This is a genomic window from Halogranum roseipondis, assembly GCF_059695585.1.
Genome location: NZ_CM185235.1, coordinates 2,029,328 through 2,048,671, shown reverse-complemented (window position 1 = coordinate 2,048,671; position 19,344 = coordinate 2,029,328). Strand labels below are relative to the sequence as shown.

Below are 19,344 nucleotides of genomic sequence, written 5' to 3'. Positions count from 1 at the left end.
CTGTTGACGCGACTGTCTCTTAACTGTGAACGTCCTAAGCGGTCGAGTCGCCTGGAACCGTGGCTCATCGTCGTCCCTCTCCCGGCTCGCGGCGACCGCTGCGACTGCCGTCGCCGAGGCGACTCAGCGCGAACCCGGCGTCGAGCCACCGGTCGGCGTCGAGCACTCCACGGGTGTCGACGACGGCCGCCTGCCGCATCCGTCCGGCCAGTCGGTCGGGGTCGAGGTCGGCGAACTCCGCGTGGCCGGTGACGACGACGAGACAGTCGCTGTCGGCGACGGCGGCGTCGATGTCGGCCAGCGGGTACGCGAAGTCGCCGTCGGCGACCCGCGGGTCCGTCGCGCGGACGTCGAACCCCTCGTTCTCGGCGAGTCGCAGCAGTCGGAGCGCGGGCGTCTCGCGCGTGTCGTCGACGCCTCCCTTGTAGGCGACGCCGAGCACCGTCACTCGGGCGTGAGCGACCGTGTCGACGAGTCGACGGACGTGTCGGAGCGCGTGGACCGCCATCGACTCGTTGATGTCGCGAGCGACCGAGATGAGCCGCGAGTCGGTCGTCGACTGCGTGAGGAACTGCGGGTCGATGGGGAGACAGTGGCCGCCGACGCCGGGGCCGGGCGAGTGAACGTCGACGCGGGGATGCTCGTTCGCCAACTCGATCGCGCGGCGCGTGTCGACGCCGTACTCCTCGCCGAGCAGCGCGAACTCGTTGGCCAGCGCGATGTTGACGTCGCGGTAGGTGTTCTCCATCAGTTTCACGAACTCGGCGGTCGTCGGGTCGGTTCGGTGGATCTCCCCCTCGGCGAACTCGTAGAGGTCGACCGTCCGCTCCCTGGACTCCGGATCGACACCGCCGACGAGGCGGTCGTTGTGGACCATCTCCTCGAGCGTCGCCCCCGGCGAGGCCCGCTCGGGACAGTGGGCGTAGCGGACGTCGCCTGCGGGACCGTCGCGGTCGAGAACCGGCAGGACGAGCCGTTCGGAGGTGCCCGGCGGGACGGTCGACTCCAACACCACGAGGTCGCCGGCGTCGAGTTTCGCGGCGACGGACTCGGCGGCCGCGCCGACGTACCGGAGGTTCGCGACCTCGGTCACCTCGTCCAACGGGGTCGGCGTCGCGATCAGGTAGGCGTCGGCCGCGGCCGGGACCGACGTCTGCGCGTCGAAGTCCCCTTCGACCTCCGCGAACAGCGTTTCGAGACCGGGTTCCTCGAACGGGAGCCCCCCCTCGTTCAGCGTCGTCACGACGTCCTCGTCGACGTCGACGCCGACGACGTCGCGGGTGCGTGCGAGCAACAGCGCGGTCGGCAGGCCGATGTAGCCGAGTCCGACGACGGCGACGGTCATCGGTGACTCCAGACGTAGTACGGTTCGGACATGTCCCAGCCGTCGGCCACCGGGGGGAAATAGGTTGCCAGTCAGCGGGTCAAAGGTAGCCGAGATCCTCGAGACGGCGCTGGGTGTCGTCGTCGACGTTCCGCTGGTGGTCGTCCGCTCGCGCCTCCCGCTTGTACGTCTCGACGTCGACGTCGAAGCGGGCACGTGCCCAGTCGGGGACGCTCGGGGGGGTCGCGGCTCCGTTCTCGCTCTCGCCGCCCGACGCCCGCTGCCGCTGCCAGCACGGTCGCGCGCGGTCGAGGTCGTACACGTCGACGCCGCCCTCGGAGTCCCAGACGGTCTTCGTCTCCGTCTCGTCGTAGACGCAGCGGAGCATCCGGTCCCAGTGGGCGGGGTCGCGCTCGAAGACGTCGGCGTTGTTCGGCGTCAGTCCGACGACCTCCGCGGGGATTCGCTCGGCGGTCACGTCGGGCGTCTCGCCGTTCGCGAGGCCGACGAGGAGGTCCCGTAGACGGAGCTGCGAGACGTAGTCGTCGACCGTCTCGGGACACTCGTGGCCGTCCGGCACGTTGACGACACAGAGCGGGACGTGGAGCACCCCCTCCGAGAGACTGGCGAGGTGGCCGAACAGTCGCTCGTCGGTCTCGGTACCGAGGTTCTCGCCGTGGTCGGCGGTGACGACGAACGTCGTCTCGCGCTCCGTGGCGGCCTGTACCCGGTCGATGAACTGCACCACCTTCCGGTCGAGGTAGTCGATAGCGGCCCCGTACAGCGCCCGGTAGTGCGCGAGGTCATCGGCGTACGCGTCGGGGTCGGCGAGGACGTCGCCGTTGTCGAAGCGCTCGGTCGTCCACGTCGTCGGCACGTCGTGGAGCGCGTCGTCGTACCCGCGGACGACCCGGTGCGGTTCGTGGGCGTCCATGAGGTTGAGGAAGCCGACGAACGGCCCCTCGGCGTCGTCGAACCGCCTTTCGGCCTCCCGGAGGACGACGTTCGCGCCGTCGTCGAACAGTTCGGGCCGGTCACCGAGCGGGCCGTGGCGGACGAGGTCGTTCGCGCGGAACAGCGCCACGTTGGCGAGACTCTTCGCTGGACTGTCGCTGTCGCGGATCTGCCGGAGGAGTTCGACGTACGTCCGGACGCCCTGGTCGCCGTGTTCACGGACGAACGCGCTCGGGTCCAACCCGTCGGGGAAGCGGTGGTAGCGCGAGACGTCACAGAACGCGTCGAACAGCGCGTCGAAGCCGTAGGCCGACCCGGCGTAGACGTTGGCGCTGACGCCGACGCTCCGGTGGTCGGGGAGGTCGCCGAGAAACGTGTCGGCGGGGTCGAGCGCCGTGAAGTCCAGCGCGTGGGTGTGGACGCCGTGCCGATGAGGGAGGCGTCCGGTGAACATGCTCGCGTGACTCGGGGTGCTCCACGCGCTCGCCGCTCGACACTGCTCGAAGGAGACGTCCGCCCGTGCGCGGAGACGCGGGGCGTACTCGTCGAAGTAGTCCTTGCGCACGGTGTCGAGACAGACGAGAACGACGTTTCGGGTCATCGGAGGCGAGAGGGTGGTCGACTCGACACGCGCCGGGCGGTTAAGCGTTCGCGCCCACGTCGCCCGGAAGTACGCCGAGGAACCGCTCGCGCATCCCTTCGTGGCCGAGGACGACCAGTCCGTAGACCGCCGCGCCGACGGCGACGAGACCGATCAGTCGCGGGGCGGTCGTCGGCGGCAGTTGCTGAGAGAGCGCGTAGACGACGACGCCCATCAGGAGCGCCGCCACGACCTGCCAGCCGATGGCCTCCCAGTCGAAGCGGACGTGGACGACTCGGCGGAGATACCACAGTTGGACGAGCGCCGCGACTCCGGCGGTCGTCACCGTCGCGACCGCCGCGCCGAGCAGTTGGAAGTAGCTGATGAGCACGAGGTTGAGCGCGAAGTTCGCCGCGAGCGTGGCCACGTTGACCCAGAAGGCGACGCGCTGGTTCTCCGTTCCCAAGAGCGTGCTCTGGACGACGTCCTTCGTCGCCTGCAACAGCTTCCCGGCGACGAGGACGGTCAGGACGACCCCGCCCGTCTCGAACTGGTAGAGCACGTCCATCGCCGCCTCGCCGAGGAGCGCCGCGCCGACGACGGCGGGGACGACGAGCACCAGCGCGTACGTCAGCGCCTCGGCGACAGCGTGTTCGACCCTGTCGACGGCACCCGACGACATCCAGTCGCTCACGGCCGGCGCGAGCGACGTCCCGATCGCCTGGCCCGCGAGCATCGTCACCGCGCTCACTCGCCACGCGGCCTCGTAGACGCCGACGGCCGACTTCGAGACCAAGACGGCCAGCAGGAGCGTGTCCATCCAACTGTACGCGAGAAAGCTCACCTGCATCCCCGCGGTGTACTTCGAGAAGTCGAACAGGCTCCGGAACGTCGCCCGACTCGGCCGCCGAGGGCGCGTCCGGAGCAGCGGCGTCCCGACGAGCACGGCCGCCACTTGCCCGAGAACGTAGCCGTAGACGAGGCCGACGACGCCGTAGCCGTCGAACACCAGCGCGACGCTCGCGCCGACCCGGACGAGTTCGCCGAGCAGTTCCAGCAGACCGCTCGTCGCGATCCTGCGTTCGCCGCGGAGCACGGCGATGAGGAGCTCTCGACCGGCCCCCAACGCGAGCGTGAGTGCGACCAGCGGTGCGACCGCCAGTTCGACGAGCGCGTTCAGTCGCCCCGCAAACAGCAGCACGCCCGTCGACAGCACGACGAAGGGGACGGCGACGAGCAGGAGCGCACCACCGAGGTAGACCCCGCGCTGACGGTCGCCGTCGGCTCCGCTCAGTCGTTTGATCACCGCGTTGTCGACGCCGATTCGGGTAAACACGCCGAGGACGACGACGACCGTCTCGAACGTGAAGTAGACGCCGAGCCCCGAGGCACCGAGTTCGCGAGCGAAGTAGACGGTGCTCAGAAACCCGGCGAGGCTGATGCCGATGCGGGAGGCGTACAGCGCGACGCTTGAGCGGTCGAGGCTCACGGCGACTCAGCGCAGCGAGGGGAGCGCGTCTCGAACGGTTCGGGCGGTCGACAGCGCGTCCGGACCGAACGGTGCGAGACCGAGGAGCGCCGCGTGGTCGGCCCGTGGCTCCGAGGCGAGCGCCTCAACGAACGCCGTGACGGCCTCCAGTCGGTCGTCGGCTTCCAGCGCGCGGACGCCGCGCTCCCGGGCCCACGCCGCGTGGAACCGCCGTTCGACGTCGGGACGTCGCGCGATGTCGGCGCGGAACTTCTCCCAGATCTGTCGCCGGCACCGGACGTCGTAGTCGGGGTCACCGGTGACGTTGCCGCCGTGGTGGGTCCGCTCGACGAGCACCTCGGGGACGAACGCCCACTCGAACCGCTCGGAGAGACGGACGGTGAGGTCCCAGTCGCAGGCGATCGAGAACGACTCGTCGAAGCCGTCGACCGCCTCGAAACACTCCGCGCGGACGAGTTGGCTGGAGTGCGGAATGATCGTGTTGCGGACGAGTATCTCGGGGTAGACGTCGCCGGAGTGGTGGCTCGCCACCCGCTGGACGACGTCGCCCGCCGTATCCCGGATGACGCCGCCGGTGTAGACGCCGCAGTAGTCGTCGTCGAGTTGCTCGAACACCGCGACCTGTTTCTCGGCTTTCGTCGGTCGCCAGCGGTCGTCGTCGCCGAAGACGCCGACGTAGTCGCCCTCGGCGGCGTCGACGCCGCGGTTCATCGTGTAGGGGATCCCTCGGTTCTCGTCGTTGTGGAGGACGCGAACCCGCTCGTCGGCGTCGTAGCCGGCGAGCACTTCGCGGGTGTCGTCGGTCGACCCGTCGTCGACGACGACCACCTCGACGTCGTCGTACGTCTGGTTCAGGACGCTGTCGATGGCACCGCAGACGTACTCCGCCCGGTTGTAGGTCGGAATCACCGCGCTGACGAGGGCCGTCATACGCGCACAGACCGGCGGCCGCCGCTTAGACCCACCGACTTCTCGGACCGTCCGGAAGGCCAAACAGTCTTACCGCCGCCGGATAACTGCCGAACCATGAGCGACGACACGGGTGAGGTCGAGACGGTCGAGTTCACCGACATCTACGTCGACGACGACATCGTCGAGCGCGCGACGGACGTGCTCCGGAGTACGCGGTACGTGAAGGGTCCCGAACTGGCGTCGTTCGAGTCGGCGTTCGCGGCGGCCTGCGGCGTCGACCACGCCGTCGGCGTCAATAGCGGGACGGCCGCCATCCTGCTCTCGTTGCAGGCGGCGGGCGTCGCCCCCGGCGACGAGGTGTTCGTCCCCGGCAACACCTTCTTCGCCACCGCCTCTCCCGTCGTCGAACTCGGCGCGACGCCCGTGTTCGTCGACGTCGACCCCGAGACCTACACGATGGACCCCGCAGACCTCGCGACGAAGGTCGAAGCGAGCGAGCAACCCGCCGCCGTCCTCCCGGTGCACATCTACGGCCAGCTCGCCGAGATGGACGAGATCCTCGCCGTCGCCGACGACCACGACCTGGCGGTCGTCGAAGACGCCTGTCAGGCACACTTCGCCGAGCGCGACGGTCACCTCGCCGGCACCGCCGGCGACGCGGGCGCGTTCAGCTTCTACCCCTCGAAGAACATGACCGTCGCGGGCGACGGCGGGATGCTCGTCACCGACGACGACGAACTCGCCGATACCGCACGACGGCTCCGCAACCACGGCCGCGACGAGTCGGGCACCCACCGGACGCTCGGGCTCAACTACCGGATGGACGAACTGAAAGCCGCCGTCGGCGACGAGCAGTTGAAACACGTCGACGACTGGAATACGGCGCGCAACGTCGCCGCCCGGCAGTACACCGACCGCCTCGCCTCGATTCCGGAGGTCGTCACGCCCCACGAGGCCGCCGACGCCTTCCACGTCTACCACCTCTACGTGATCCAAGTGCCGGCCGACGAGCGCGAGTCGTTTCGCGAGTATCTCGACGAGCGGGGTATCCAGACGAGCCTCCACTACGAGACGCCGCTGCACCGACATCCCGCCCTGGTCGACCGCGTCGACGACGCCGGGGAGACGACGCTTCCCGTCACCGAACGGCTGTACGAGCGCGTCGTCTCGCTGCCGATGCACCCCCGCATCACCGACGACGAACTCGACCGCGTCTGTACGGCTATCGAGAACTACTTCGCGGACGACGCGGGCGAAACTGGCGCACACGAGGGCGGCCGATGACGACGGCGGAGACGCCCGCAGGCGGGCTCGGCTACGCCGTCATCGGCACCGGCTACTGGGGGAGCAACCACGCCCGCGTCGCCGCCGAACTGCTCGAGGAGGGCGTCGTCGACGACGTGATCCTCTGTGACGTCGACGAGGAACGCGTCGCCGACATGGCCGACGACTACGGCGTCGCGTACACGACCGACCACACCGGACTGCCCGAGTTAGGCGTCGACGCGGCCACCGTGGCGACGCCGTCGCCGACGCACCACGCCATCGCGACCGATCTGCTCTCGGCCGGCGTCGACCTGCTCGTCGAGAAACCGCTCGCGCGGACGAGCGACGAGGCCTGGGAGATCGTCGACGTCGCAGCGGCGCACGATCGGGTGCTCGCCGTGGGCCACATCTTCCGCTACCATCCGGCGCTGTCGGAGCTGAAACGCCGCATCGACCGCGGCGAACTCGGCCGCATCAAGTATCTCACCACGAACCGCTACGCGTTCCGCGTCCCCCGCGAGGAGGCCGGCGTGCTCTTCTCGCTGGCCGTCCACGACGTCGACATCTACAACTACCTGCTGGACGACCGACCCGAGCGCGTCTACTGCGAACTCGACTCGACGGTCCGGGAGGGCGTCGACGAGACGGCGACGCTCACCCTCTCGTACGGCGAGACGACCGGCGTCATCAACGAGTCGTGGCACGTTCCCGTCTTCGGCAAGCGGCGAGACCTCACCGTCGTCGGGACGAAGCGGTCGGCGCACGTCGACTACCTCGAAGATACGGTCGTCGAACTGTACGACGCCGAGATCGTCGACGACGGCGACGTGCTCCGCCGCCGCGAGGAGGGGATGCGTCGCCACGAGACCGAACCGGGCGAACCGCTCCGCGTCGAGGTCGAAGCGTTCGTCGAGGCCTGCGAACGGCGGACGGAACCGCGCGCACCCGGTCGGGTCGGTGCGGAGACGGTCGAACTACTCGAAGCCGCCCGACGTTCCTCCGAGCGAAGCCAGGCCGTCGAGTTCGGCGATCGGCGCTAGCCCGGCGACGCCGCTCAACGACCGTCGTACCCCGCCTTCGTGAGGTAGATCTTCTCTCCTCCGACCCACGTGTACGGCGGTTCGTGCGGCGGGAAGTCCATCGACCGGATGCGGTCGTAGAGCGCCGTCGGGTCATCGGGGTCGGCGAGTTCCGCCGGGTCGACCTCCTTCAGGTCGTCGAGGCTGTCTTTGGTGTAGAAGTAGCGCGGGCCGTCGAACGCCTCTTGTGGCGTCCCCATCTCCAGCACGCTGTCGTCGACGATGGCGGGGAGCGCCTCCTCGAACAGGCTGACGGAGGCCTCCCGGACCTTCTCGTAGAGCGACCGGGCCGTGTCGTCCTCGGTGATCTCGGCGAACTCGCGGTCAACCACGTCGCCGGCGTCGACGTCCTCGACCATGAAGTGGAGCGTCGTCCCGTGTCGCCAGTGGTCGTCCTCGCGGGCGTTCATGATGGAGTGACTGAAGACGTTGCTGCCGCGGTAGCGGGGGAGTTCCGCCTGGTGGAGGTTGAGCGCCGCCTTCTCGGGGTGCGAGAGGAGCTCGGCGTCGAGGATGTTCGGATAGTAGACGCTGAGGAGGTAGTCGACTGGATAGTCGGTCACCGCTCGTTCCTCGTCGAGCGTGAGGACGGGATAGCCGTAGTCGAGCGCGAGGTCGTGGACCGACCCCTCCCACCAGTTGTCGGCGTCTCGCGGGTAGGTGACGACGACCTCGACCGTCACGTCGGGGTGGTCGTGGAGGCGGGTCAGACAGGTCTCGCCGAGTGGGTGACTCCCGAAGAAGGCGACGGATACCATGCTGTGGTTGACTCGACTCGAGACGGCGGGTAAACAGTACCGACGTCGACCGACCGGAGTCGGGCAGACGCGTTCGACTCGGAGGCTGTCGTCGTCTCGGACGTCGCCGACGCTGCCGACTCCTCCGGGACGAACAGATACAGCTCGACCTTCACGAACTGGTGGTGCCACACCTGCGTCCGGCTGTCGTCGACGACGTCGAGGACGCGCTCGCGCTCGGACTCGGAGGCGTGTGAGAAGACGAGCCACGTCCGGCCGCGGTCGTCGGTCACGTTCTCGATCTCCGCGGTCGGCGTCGGCGCGTATCCGGTCCCGGAGTTCTCGGCGACGACGCTCGCGACGGTGACGTCCTCGCGGTCGACGTAGTACTCGACGCCGTAGTCCGTCATCTGGTCCATCACCAACACGAAGTCACCCGACTCGGCGCGCTCGTCGATGGTGTTGCCGACGGCCCGCCACTGCTCTTTGTCGGTGTTCGTGTGGTAGAGCGCGACGGAGGGAACGAGACCGACGACGAGCACGACGACGAGGGCGACCCGCAGATACCGGTTCGGGACGTTCCGGACGCCGAACGCGACGAGCAGGTAGAGCCCGAGCGATGCGGCGATGGTGTACCGCGGCCAGAACAGCGGCGTGACGAGATACGAGAGCGCCAGCAGGCCGCCGAACGGGACGACGAACCACAGCAGCGCGAGCGTCAGCGCGTCGCGGTCGGTCGCGTCGGGGTCGAACCGTGCGCTCGTCACCGCGTCGCGGAGGCGCGAGACGGTGAGTCGGCGGGCGTCGCCGAACCGGACGACGGCGAGCGTCGCCGTCCCGACGAAGGCGGCGAACACGCCGGCGACGACGAGGCTGTTCGTCCCGCGCGGGTAGCCGAAGTAGTCGCTCACGGTCGCGACGGTGCCGTAGAGCGTCGGATACGGGATGTAGTGGTAGCGCGGCGCGCCGCCGATGGCGGCGACGGCGACGAGGATCGCGACTGGACTGACCAGGAGGCCGACCCCGTAGAGCCGTCTGAGCCGTCGCGTCGAGAGCCCGAGCAGTCGGTCGCCGGCGACGGCGTCGAGGCGGACGACGAGGTAGGTCACCTGTGTGAAGACGACGAACACGCCGAAGAAGTGCGTCGCGACGACGAGCGTCGCCGAGAAGAGGTAGACGAGCAGGTGACGACGGGTCGGGCTCTCGCGGAGTCGGACCAGCCAGTAGAACGAGACGAGCGTGAGCAGGGTGAGCAGGCTGTACATCCGCACCTCCTGTGAGTAGTAGACGTGGAACCGCGAGAGTGCGAGGAGCGTCGCGGCGACGAGTCCGACCTGGTGGTCGACGAGTCGTCGTCCGACGGCGTACATGGCACCGACGGCCGCGACGCCGAACACCGCCGAGAGGAGACGCATCGAGACCGCCGACTCGCCGACGAGGACGATCCAGCCGTCGAGGAGAAGGTAGTACAACGGGAGATGCGGCTGGACCTGTGGGATCTGGACGAGCAGTTCGAGCGGCGTCAGCTCCGCGACGAACTCGACGGTGACGAGCTCGTCGGTCCAGAGACTCTCGTAACCCAACCCGTACAGTCGAACCGCGGCGGCGACGACGAGCACCACACCGACCGCGCCGACACGCCGAAGCCGCTCGGACGCTCTCATTGGCTGTGGGCTCTCGGGCGGAGGGGAATAATATTCGGTTACTATCGTCGCGCGAGGAACGGTCAGGGTCGATCTCCGCCCTCTTGACGGCGAACGGGCGTTCTGCGCCGCAAACCTTCGGTTACCGGACTATCCGAAACTGTTGAAAGTCTCCTTATCTGGTTCATAACTACACCGGTGGGGACGCTACGGTGAGTCACATCCATGGCTATCCAGCGGCCACGAAACAGACGGCAGTCGGGTCGCGGTGGGTCCAGCGAGGGCGCATCCACGACGACGACGCAGCTCGGGAGTGACGAGGCCGCACGCGAGGTGTTGGCCGACCTCGACGTAGTCATGCTCTACTTCGACCCGCATCCGGCACATCGAGGGTTTGCCGACGCAGTCGACGCCGATCTCGTCCACTACCGGAAGCACTCGGCGGGACCGCTGTCGGGGACGGTCGTCGAGGACGTGCTCAACGGCCTCCGGCTCCCCGACTACGACGTCTGTCTCGTCGAGGGGTCGGTGCCGCTGTACGCCGCACTCGTCGGACGGGCGACGACCGAGACCGACGTCGTCTATCTGTGTGCGGACCACGGGCTCTACCACATCGGTCGAGACGACTTCGAGGGGAGTTCGGCAGTGAAGTCGCTCCTCGGCCGCTTCGGCGTCCCCGCCATCAAGGGGGCCGCCAGGTGGGGCATCGACGGCGTCGTCGCCGTCTCCGACTTCGCCGCGACGTTCACGGCCGACGTCGTCGGCGACGAGACGCCGATTCGCGTCGCCCACCCGTACGTTCAACCCGACGTGTACGAGAGCCTCGAGCGATGCGACCCGGCGCTCGACCGCAACGTCGCCGTCGCCGTCGGTCGCGACGAGCGGTACAAGGGGTTCGACATGCTCGTCGACGCCTGGTCGACCGTCCGCGACCACCATCCCGACGCGGAGCTCCACGTCGTCGGCGACGACCACCCGACGAGCTACGAGTCGACCGACGGAGTCGTCGTCCACGGCTACGTCGACCGGCTCTCGGAGGCGTTCGCGGAAGCCTCGCTGTACGTCCAACCTTCCCGGATGGACACGTTCCCCGTCAGCACGTTAGAGGGGATGTGTGCCGGTCTCCCCCCGCTCGTGACGACGACGACCGGGACGGCGTCGGAGGCGCGTGCGGTCGACGAGTCGCTGGTCGTCGAACCGACCCCCGACGCACTCGCGACGGGTATCTCGACGTACTTCGACCGACCGACGGACGACCGACTCGCACTCGCCGAGTACGCACGCAGACGGGGTCGGACGTTCGACGCCGAGTCGCAACGAGCGTCGTTTCGGGACGCCTTCGTCGACCTCGTGACGACACTCGACTGAACGGGGTTCGAGAAGCGTCTCGGTCAAAAGACGGTGGACCCGCGAGTGCCTGAGACCCGTGCGGGTCCGTAATGAAGAATTCTCTCTCGGAGGGTAGTTTCGCCGACGGTACCGGTCGAGCTCAGTGTCGCCGCTCGGCGTGGTCGGCGTCGAACGGACGGTCGTCGCGCGGAGCGACGCGCAGTTCGTAGTCGGAGTCGGCCTCCCGAGCGTCGAACACCAGCAGCTCCGGGAGAGAGAGCGGACCGTCCGCGGCGAGCTCCTCGGAGGCGACCTCCTGTCCGTCGACCAGGACGGTCGCCTCGCCGTCGAGTCGGAACGACGCGATCTCACCGGTGTAGCGGTAGCTGTGTCTCGTGTCGCCGATCGCGTCCTCGACGCTCGTCGACGGCAACCCGGCCGACTGCTGTGTCCCCTCGTCTCCCCGAGCGTCGATGCGGTCGGAGACGGTGAGCCGGTAGTTGGCGACCCCGTCGTCCGGACCGACGACGGTCAGCGTCTTCGGTTTCCCTCCCGTGAACGTCGTCGCCGCGTCGAAGTCCGCGAGGTCGACGCGACGGAGTTCGAGACTCGCCTCCCGATAGACTAGCAGCGTCGACCCGGCGTGAACGTCGGTCGACGCGTCGCGTTCGGCCGAGTCCACAGCAGGGTCGTCGTTCGAGCGACTGGCGAGGATGCCCGGGTTCTCACTCTCCGAGGCGTCGTCGGCCGACGCGTCGACGACGAAGCGTACGTCGCCGGTCGCACCGGCGACCGGTTCGACACCGACTCGCTTCTCCTCGTCGGTCTCGACGTCGTCCGTCACCAGATACTCCCCGGCCGGGAACGCGACGAGAGTGTCGTCCGAGAGCTCGGTCAACGCGTCGTCGATCGGCTCCTCGCCCGTGGGGTCCATCCCGAGGTCGTCGACGGCGTTTAATCGGTCGTTGAAGACGTCACTCGAACTCGTTGCGGCGACGGAGGTCGGCATCGTCGCCGCACTGACCGTCCCGACTGCGGTCGCCGTCGCACCGAGTCGCAGGTACTTACGTCTGTTAAGCAACGGTTTCTCGCTCGACGATGCGTCTCGCTGCTGAGACCCATCTGCCGGTTCGCGTGCCATACCTCTGGGTTGCGCGAAGTCGCCAATAAATGTTCCCATAACCGTCCCATCAAATTAGGTGAATGAGGGTGGAATTTATTATTGAATCACAGACTTTCAATATAACGATAATGTGTCGAACGACCGTGAACGACGGCGTACGCGTGGTCTCCGGGATGTTAATGCGCGACTACCGACGAGCACCGGGACGGTCGGAGTATGACACACAGCTGACTCACCGTGACGAGCGGCCACGAGTTTCTATCGCGACTCTCGGTTTACGAGGGCGTCGGGAGCGGTCCGTTCGACCGTTCCCGTCCGAGTCTCGTCGTCGCCCGCTGTCCGCTCAGCGCTCTCTGCTCGATAGCTCCGGCACGAACACCTGGAGATGTGCGTTCTGTCGTGCGTCGAAGACGATCGCCAGGAGGAAGAAGACGATCCCCGCCGCCAGCGCACCGGGCACCAGCCAGACGTCGACGGTGACGGCGTCGACACCCAACGCACCGACCGCGAAGACGAGTGCGACGAGCAGGGCGCCGAGGACGCTGACCCCGCCGAGCGCGTAGTAGAGCGCCGTCGGATGGAGTCGGTCGACGACGTACTTCTGTTTGAGGCGCCACAGGAAGTTCCGGAGGAGGAGCATCGACACGGAAGAGATGAAAGACGGGTAGCTGATGCCGCTCCGTTCCTCGCCGTACAGCGCCGGGTGTGAGACGTCCGCGACTCGGAGGCCGTGGACGTTGAGCGTGACGAGGAGGTCGTTCAGGAAGCCGTAGCGTTCGTACAGGTCGTCGAGGTCGATCGTCTCGAGCGCGTGGCGAGAGATGGCGGTGTAACCGTTCTGTGAGTCCGAGACGTGCCAGTAGCCGCTCGAGATGCGAGAGAGGAACGTCAGCGTCCAGTTTCCGAACAGCCGCCACGCACTCATCCCGAGCCGGCGGGGGTTCTCTCGGAGCCGGTTCCCCTTCGCGTAGTCGACCAGTCCGTCGACGACCGGATCGAGGATGCGAGGGAGGACGGCCGGGTCCATCTGTCCGTCTCCGTTCATCACGGCGACGACGTCGGCCCCGTCGGCGAGCGCGCGCCGATAGCCCGTCGTGATGGAGTAGCCGACGCCGCGGTTCCGCTCGTTGCGGATCGGCGTGACGAACTTCGTCCCCTGCTCTGTCGGTTCGGCCCAACCGTCCGCTCGGAGCGACCGCCGCGTCGCGTTGGCGGCGCGAGCGTGGTGACGGATCACCTCCCACGTGCCGTCTCGAGAGTGGTCGTCGACGACGTACGCGCGGTCGACGAACGCGGGCAGGGTGTCGATGACCTCGCCCACGAACTCGGCCTCGTCGTACGCAGGGACGACGACGGCGACGGTGTGTCCTCTGTACATCTCACATCACTCCGGGGGACGCGTAACGTGGCGGTTGCCGGTCGATACTCGGGGGTCTCGTCGGTCGGTAGGGTGGAATCATCGAAGTCGTAAGTCAGCAGCGACGCCCGTCGTCGACGGGAGTGCTTCTGTAAGAGACTATATCGGTGTGTGACTCTTTGTTATACGGCGGCTTCCCTGCGGACGGGACCGTATAACCGACCGACGGGACCGTATAAACGGCCGACGGGGCAGTGATCAGCGGAAAACGTCACCGTCAGTCGACGACCGCGGGATCGGACGGCCGTTCCGAGGCGACGGTCGTACAGCTCCGCGGCGGTCGGCAGCGTCGCTGTCGTCGAACTGACTGCAAGAGGAGCGTCGATCGACCGGCGACCGACGTCTAGTGACCTGTGAGTGAACGGGTCCGCGTGGTGCTCGACGGACGTTCCCGGCGACGAGCGAGACGTCCGTCGACGTCACTCCTCGTCGAGAAACTGACTCTCCCAGGAACGTCGCTCGCGGAGCGCCTGTAACCCCTCTTCGGAGATCTCGTAGTAGTTCGTTCGTCGGTCGTGTTGGCCTTTGTTGACGTACCCACGGTCGACGAGCGTGTCGAGGTTCGGGTACAGCCGTCCGTGTTTGACCTCACCGATATCTCGTTCGATGCGTTCTTTCACCATCTGCCCCGAGGGCTTGTCCGCTCCCGCGATGACGTACAGCAGGTCACGTTGGAAGCCGGTCAGTTCGAACAGACTCATCTGACAACAGAGTTGCACGGCATCGGATATTGTTAGCCACCCACGAACTCGCCGCCGCAGTCGACTTCGTCCGCAACGACTCTGGAGAACGAACGATTAAACAGAGAGACGAACTGGCGAGACTGTACTCGGAAAGTGAAAGACAGGACCGGGGGACTCGTCGTCAGGCACAGCGAACGGAGAAATAGCTCGATTATAACCAAGTCAACTGCTGCTTTTCTAGTACCAATGACTCCGAGCGAGCGAGCCGAGGACGAATCGAACTGCGTCCGTCGAGGGTACGGCCGCCGATGACCGCCGACGGGGGCCGGCTCTCGACGGACGCACTCTTCCAGATACTGGGCAACTCCCGTCGGCGGTTCATCATCCGCCACCTGTATCGGGCGAACGACCCGGTCGATCTGAAGCAGCTCGCCACGCTGATCGCGGCCGAGGAGGAGGGGACGACGCCCGAGGCTCTCACGGACGAGGAACGCCAGCGCGTCTACGTCTCGTTGTACCAGACGCATCTCCCGACGCTGACCGAGAGCGGACTGATCAGCTACGAGGAGAGCGAACGGACGCTCTCGCTCGACAGACGCGCGCTCGAGACGCACTGCGTCGAGGCGACCGCAGACAGGTGGCTCGTCGGGTACGCCGTCGTCGCGCTGGTCTGTGCCCTCGGCGGCGTCGCGTTCTCGCTCGGGGGAGTCGCCGGGGTCGGCGTTGCCAGCGGTCTCCTCCTCGTCGTCTCGCTCGCGCTCGCCGGTCTCGTCGTCGGGCAGTATCTCCGTCGGACGCGAACGTTCACGCGGAAGTGTCTCCTGTCGCTCGTCGACTGACCGACACGCGCCGTCGACGTCGTCGAGGGCGCGAGTAGTGTCGGACTAAGCGACGTCACCGTTCGACTCGTCGGACGATTCCGAGCGGACACGATAGCCACGGTGACGCTCTTTCTGCGTGACTCGTCTCTCGAAACGCCAAACGAACGCTCGAACGGAGAAACGCACTCGAACGCGGAACTCCGACGATACCACCGACGTACAGTCTCTCCCGACTGTGTTTTTTTCCCGTCAAGTAAGCTCAAAATATGACTATTCGAGCGCGAACCAATCAACGTATGCAGTTAATAGTCAACGATTTAATTATGTATGACGAACAACGTTGGTAGCTGTTGGGGAACAACAGGGCGGACGCCCGAACGTGCAGAACATACCGGAAAACGGGATGTTTATCGGTCACTCGTCGACCTCCGACGACGGCGCCCTGACGAGGATGCGGCCATCAGCCAAGGGGAAGGGAAATGGAACTCCAAACGATACGCTCACGAACCGTTAGCCGACGCGCCGACAGACAAACGACCGAACCGACGCTCTCGAAGGACGAACTCTTCGAGATCCTGAAGAACCAACGCCGACGGGACGCGCTCTCCTTTCTCAAGGAGAACGGCGGGGAGGTGAACCTCAGCGACATGTCAGAGTTCATCGCGGCCAAGGAGAACGGCATCGACGTCGGTGCCCTCTCGTCGAGTCAACGCAAACGCGTGTACATCGGCCTCTATCAGTGTCACCTCCCGAAGATGGCGAACTTCGGCGTCGTCGACTTCGACAAGGACCGAGGGACGATCGAACTGCTCCCGGCCGCCGAACTCCTCGACCCGTACCTCGACGACGACGTCGTCGCCGCCGACTCGAGCGCCGAGCTGCGGATGGGCGCTGCGGCGACCGTCGCCCTGGTGGTCGCCGCCGGACTCGTGGGCGCACCTGTCCTGTCTGCGCTCCCCGCTGCGGGGTGGGCGGTCGTCAGCACCGTCGCGCTCCTCCTGTTCGCCGTCACCGAGGCGGTCGGCATCTGACGGCCACGGACGACCGGACGACACGCTTTTCTCGATCTCACGCACCGAGCGTCGCTTACGACGTCTGCTCGGCTACGCCCGTGCGTTCTCGTTCCCGCTCCACCCGTCGGCGACTGTCGACGGCGAGCGGCGTCCGAGCGGGCGGTAGTCGCCGACGACCGCCGGTAGGTGACCGTTGTGCGCCCGGTCGAATCGACGGACGGCGTCCACGAAGACATCGATCGAGTCCGCTCTCGTGTGTCGTGAGTGAGCGAACGACTAACCCCGAACCGAGAGTGTTCAGCCACCTTATAACAAAGCGACTCGCTCCCCCTCTCCTCGGTATGACCGTAGCAATCCGTCCGTCGTCCGCTGTGGGAGGGCGACGATGACCGTGACCGCAGAGCCGACCGTGTTCGGCGGCGAGAGGGTCCGCGTCGGCGACGACACGATCGCCGACGGGACGGAGGTGGCGTGCTGATGTGCGGCATCACCGCCTGTCTCCGTGCCGACGGAAGTCTCGAACCGCTCCTCGCCGGGCTGAAGCGACTGGAGTACCGCGGCTACGACTCGGCCGGCATCGCACTTCAGAACGGCCACGGCATCGGTCTCGTCAAGTGTGCTGGCGAGGTAGATCTGCTCTGCGAACGGGTCGACGAGGGGCGTCTGCGGGGGACCGTCGGTATCGGGCACACCCGCTGGAGCACTCACGGCCCGCCGACCGACCGCAACGCCCACCCCCACACCGACGAACGCGGCACCGTCGCCGTCGTCCACAACGGGATCATCGACAACTACGCCGCCCTGAAGAGCGGGCTTCGGCGTCGTGGACACTACTTCGCCAGCGACACCGACACGGAGGTCGTCCCCCATCTCGTCGAGGAGGCACTCAACGGCGGCGCGTCCAACGGGGAGGCGTTCCGGGCGGCGATCGCGGCGCTCGACGGCACCTACGCCATCGCGGCCATCTTCGACGAGGAACAGGCGATCTACGCCACCCGGATGGGGTCGCCGCTCGTCTTGGGGGAGGGCGACGACGAGTGGTTCCTCGCGAGCGACGTTCCGGCGTTCGTCGAGTACACCGACCGCGTTCGCTACCTCCACGACGGCGACTTCGTGCGCATCACGGCCGACGGCGTCGAACTCACGGACGCAGACGGCGACGCCGTCGAACGCCCGCTGGAGACGGTCGACTGGGACCCCGAGACGGCCGGCAAATCCGGCTACGACCACTACATGCACAAGGAGATCCACGAGCAACCCGAGGCGCTGCGACGGACCACGCAGGGACGGGTGAACGCGCTCGCGGGAACCGTCGAGTTCGAGGAGTTCGACCCGGGACGGTTCGCCGACGTCACCCAACTCCATCTCGTCGGGATGGGTACTTCCTACCACGCCGCGATGTACGCGGCCTCGCTGTTCGCCACGCGAGGCGTGCCGGCCTACGCGTTCATGGCCGGCGAGTACAGTCTCGCGCAACCGCCGGTGACGGAGTCGACGCTCGTCGTCGCCGTCTCCCAGAGCGGCGAGACCGCCGACACGCTGGACGCCGTCCGGCGGGCGCGCAGCGCCGGTGCGCGGACGCTCGCCGTGACGAACGTCGTCGCCTCGTCGCTGACCCGCGAGTGCGACGACAGCCTGCTCATCCGGGCCGGTCCCGAGATCGGCGTCGCCGCGACCAAGACGTTCTCCTCGCAGGTGACCGCGCTGCTGTTGCTCTGCGAACGGATCACGGTGGACGTCACCGGGACGGCCAGCGCCGAGAGCCGCGAACTCCTCGAGTCGGTCGCACGGCTGGCCGGCGACGTCCAGGCCGTCCTCGACACGTCGACGGCGGCCGACGTCGCGGAGGCGTACGCCGGCAGCGAGGCGTACTTCTTCATCGGCCGCGGGGTGGCTCACCCGGTCGCACTGGAGGGGGCGTTGAAGTTCAAGGAGATCTCCTACGAGCACGCCGAGGGGTTCGCCGCCTCCGAACTGAAACACGGCCCGCTCGCGCTCGTCACCGAGCGGACGCCGGTGTTCGCCGTCTTCACGGGTCGCGACGACGAGATGACGCTCAACAACGTCAAAGAGGTGCAGGCTCGCGGCGCACCCGTCGTCGCCGTCACCAGCCACACCGACGGCGACGTCGTCGACGTCGCCGACGCGGTGCTGGCGATACCGCCCACTCACCCCGACCTCGCGGGCGTCCCGGCCAACGTCCAACTCCAACTGGTCGCCTACCACGCGGCGAACCGACTCGGCCGCCCCATCGACAAGCCGCGGAACCTCGCGAAGTGCGTCACCGTCGAGTGAGACCCGCCCGGACGCTGGTAGGGAGTCCAAGCCGGTCCGGTACGCTCTCCGACCGACCGCCCGCAGTCCCCCGTCGACGACCGTCTCCGGTGCTCGCGACCGGCGACGGCGCCACCCGACTAAACTGCTCGTTGAACGGACAGCAGGAGGCGATTGATTAAGCCGTTATGCGGACTATGACCCTACGTGTCAATGACTGCCGACCAGGCCGACAGCGCCGACGGATCGAACGGTGTCGATTCGACCGCCGTTCTCGACATCCTCGGCGACGCCGTCGCCCGCGAGATACTCCGTCTCGGCAAACAACGGGTCGTCACCGTCGAAGAGTTCGCCGCCCAGTGTGACGTCTCCGAGGCGACCGTCTACCGTCGACTCCGCCAACTCCACGATCTCGGACTCGTCGAGAAGTGCACCCAGTTCGAGGCAGGCATCGTGACCAAGGGAGCCTACCGGACGACGATGGACAACGTCACCGTTCGCGTGACCGAAGACGGCGTCACGACGGAGTCGGGCTCGGACGACAAGTTCGCCGACGCGATCCGGACGGTCAGGCAGACGATCGATCTCGACGGCGTCCAGTACGATCCGAAGGAGAACAGCGTTCAGGTCTCGTTCACGCTCGACGACGACACGTTCCGGACGTTCCTCGACCAGTACCTGTAAGCGAGACGAACGAAGC

Annotated in this window: 17 protein-coding genes; 7 read left to right on the top strand and 10 right to left on the bottom strand. The window is 67.2% G+C overall.

All coding sequences use genetic code 11. The annotated features are described in order from the left end of the window. Positions 1-64 precede the first annotated feature (64 nt). The 4 genes from EOHIBHHM_RS10680 to EOHIBHHM_RS10665 all read right to left on the bottom strand — a co-directional run bounded on the left by EOHIBHHM_RS10680 (position 65) and on the right by EOHIBHHM_RS10665 (position 5,277). A complete protein-coding gene (locus tag EOHIBHHM_RS10680; RefSeq protein WP_497250359.1) occupies positions 65-1,345 on the bottom strand; it encodes a nucleotide sugar dehydrogenase in 1,281 nt (426 codons plus the stop codon). A gap of 79 nt (positions 1,346-1,424) precedes the next feature. Next, positions 1,425-2,879, bottom strand: coding sequence for a sulfatase-like hydrolase/transferase (locus tag EOHIBHHM_RS10675; protein ID WP_497250357.1), 1,455 nt, complete (start codon positions 2,877-2,879; stop codon positions 1,425-1,427). 40 nt (positions 2,880-2,919) lie between these two features. After that, positions 2,920-4,347, bottom strand: coding sequence for an oligosaccharide flippase family protein (locus EOHIBHHM_RS10670; RefSeq protein WP_497250355.1), 1,428 nt, complete (start codon positions 4,345-4,347; stop codon positions 2,920-2,922). A gap of 6 nt (positions 4,348-4,353) precedes the next feature. Further along, positions 4,354-5,277 carry a glycosyltransferase family 2 protein gene (locus tag EOHIBHHM_RS10665; RefSeq protein ID WP_497250353.1) on the bottom strand — a complete coding sequence of 308 codons (924 nt, stop codon included), beginning with the start codon at positions 5,275-5,277 and terminating at the stop codon, positions 4,354-4,356. Positions 5,278-5,373: 96 nt separating this feature from the next. Between EOHIBHHM_RS10665 and EOHIBHHM_RS10660 the strand changes: the two genes are divergently transcribed. Next, positions 5,374-6,543 (top strand): DegT/DnrJ/EryC1/StrS family aminotransferase, encoded by a 1,170-nt coding sequence (locus EOHIBHHM_RS10660; protein WP_497250351.1) that lies wholly within the window; start codon positions 5,374-5,376, stop codon positions 6,541-6,543. Next, positions 6,540-7,565, top strand: coding sequence for a Gfo/Idh/MocA family protein (locus EOHIBHHM_RS10655; protein WP_497250349.1), 1,026 nt, complete (start codon positions 6,540-6,542; stop codon positions 7,563-7,565). The genes EOHIBHHM_RS10660 and EOHIBHHM_RS10655 overlap by 4 nt, the downstream gene beginning before the upstream one ends. A gap of 14 nt (positions 7,566-7,579) precedes the next feature. Here EOHIBHHM_RS10655 and EOHIBHHM_RS10650 read toward each other — a convergent pair whose 3' ends face one another. Together EOHIBHHM_RS10650 and EOHIBHHM_RS10645 are read right to left on the bottom strand one after the other, a co-directional pair. Continuing rightward, complete coding sequence (locus EOHIBHHM_RS10650) at positions 7,580-8,362, bottom strand: formyl transferase (protein ID WP_497250347.1); 783 nt, start codon at positions 8,360-8,362, stop codon at positions 7,580-7,582. Beyond that, a complete protein-coding gene (locus EOHIBHHM_RS10645) occupies positions 8,311-10,005 on the bottom strand; it encodes a glycosyltransferase family 39 protein (RefSeq protein WP_497250345.1) in 1,695 nt (564 codons plus the stop codon). Before EOHIBHHM_RS10645 ends, EOHIBHHM_RS10650 begins: the two co-directional genes overlap by 52 nt. A gap of 204 nt (positions 10,006-10,209) precedes the next feature. Between EOHIBHHM_RS10645 and EOHIBHHM_RS10640 the strand changes: the two genes are divergently transcribed. After that, the gene (locus EOHIBHHM_RS10640) at positions 10,210-11,352 is read left to right on the top strand and encodes a glycosyltransferase family 4 protein (protein WP_497250343.1); all 1,143 of its coding nucleotides are present in this window, start codon (positions 10,210-10,212) and stop codon (positions 11,350-11,352) included. Positions 11,353-11,473: 121 nt separating this feature from the next. Here EOHIBHHM_RS10640 and EOHIBHHM_RS10635 read toward each other — a convergent pair whose 3' ends face one another. The 3 genes from EOHIBHHM_RS10635 to EOHIBHHM_RS10625 form a co-directional block, all read right to left on the bottom strand. Beyond that, entirely contained in the window at positions 11,474-12,454 is a 981-nt protein-coding gene (locus EOHIBHHM_RS10635) for a hypothetical protein (RefSeq protein ID WP_497250341.1), read from the bottom strand. 325 nt (positions 12,455-12,779) lie between these two features. Then, on the bottom strand, positions 12,780-13,814 hold the full coding sequence (locus tag EOHIBHHM_RS10630; RefSeq protein ID WP_497250339.1) for a glycosyltransferase family 2 protein: 1,035 nt from the start codon (positions 13,812-13,814) through the stop codon (positions 12,780-12,782). Between the two features lie 458 nt (positions 13,815-14,272). Continuing rightward, positions 14,273-14,548: a PadR family transcriptional regulator gene (locus tag EOHIBHHM_RS10625; protein WP_497256979.1), complete on the bottom strand. Its 276-nt coding sequence runs from the start codon at positions 14,546-14,548 to the stop codon at positions 14,273-14,275. A gap of 296 nt (positions 14,549-14,844) precedes the next feature. On the opposite strand from EOHIBHHM_RS10625, the gene EOHIBHHM_RS10620 reads away from it, so the two are divergent. Continuing rightward, entirely contained in the window at positions 14,845-15,375 is a 531-nt protein-coding gene (locus tag EOHIBHHM_RS10620; protein ID WP_497250337.1) for a DUF7344 domain-containing protein, read from the top strand. A gap of 461 nt (positions 15,376-15,836) precedes the next feature. Further along, positions 15,837-16,388 (top strand): DUF7344 domain-containing protein, encoded by a 552-nt coding sequence (locus tag EOHIBHHM_RS10615; protein WP_497250335.1) that lies wholly within the window; start codon positions 15,837-15,839, stop codon positions 16,386-16,388. A gap of 72 nt (positions 16,389-16,460) precedes the next feature. Here EOHIBHHM_RS10615 and EOHIBHHM_RS10610 read toward each other — a convergent pair whose 3' ends face one another. Further along, a complete protein-coding gene (locus EOHIBHHM_RS10610) occupies positions 16,461-16,598 on the bottom strand; it encodes a hypothetical protein (RefSeq protein ID WP_497250333.1) in 138 nt (45 codons plus the stop codon). 249 nt (positions 16,599-16,847) lie between these two features. On the opposite strand from EOHIBHHM_RS10610, the gene glmS reads away from it, so the two are divergent. Beyond that, positions 16,848-18,665, top strand: a complete 1,818-nt coding sequence (gene glmS, locus EOHIBHHM_RS10605) for a glutamine--fructose-6-phosphate transaminase (isomerizing) (protein ID WP_497250331.1) — start codon at positions 16,848-16,850, stop codon at positions 18,663-18,665. A gap of 192 nt (positions 18,666-18,857) precedes the next feature. After that, positions 18,858-19,328, top strand: a complete 471-nt coding sequence (locus tag EOHIBHHM_RS10600) for an ArsR/SmtB family transcription factor (RefSeq protein WP_497250329.1) — start codon at positions 18,858-18,860, stop codon at positions 19,326-19,328. Positions 19,329-19,344: the final 16 nt, after the last annotated feature.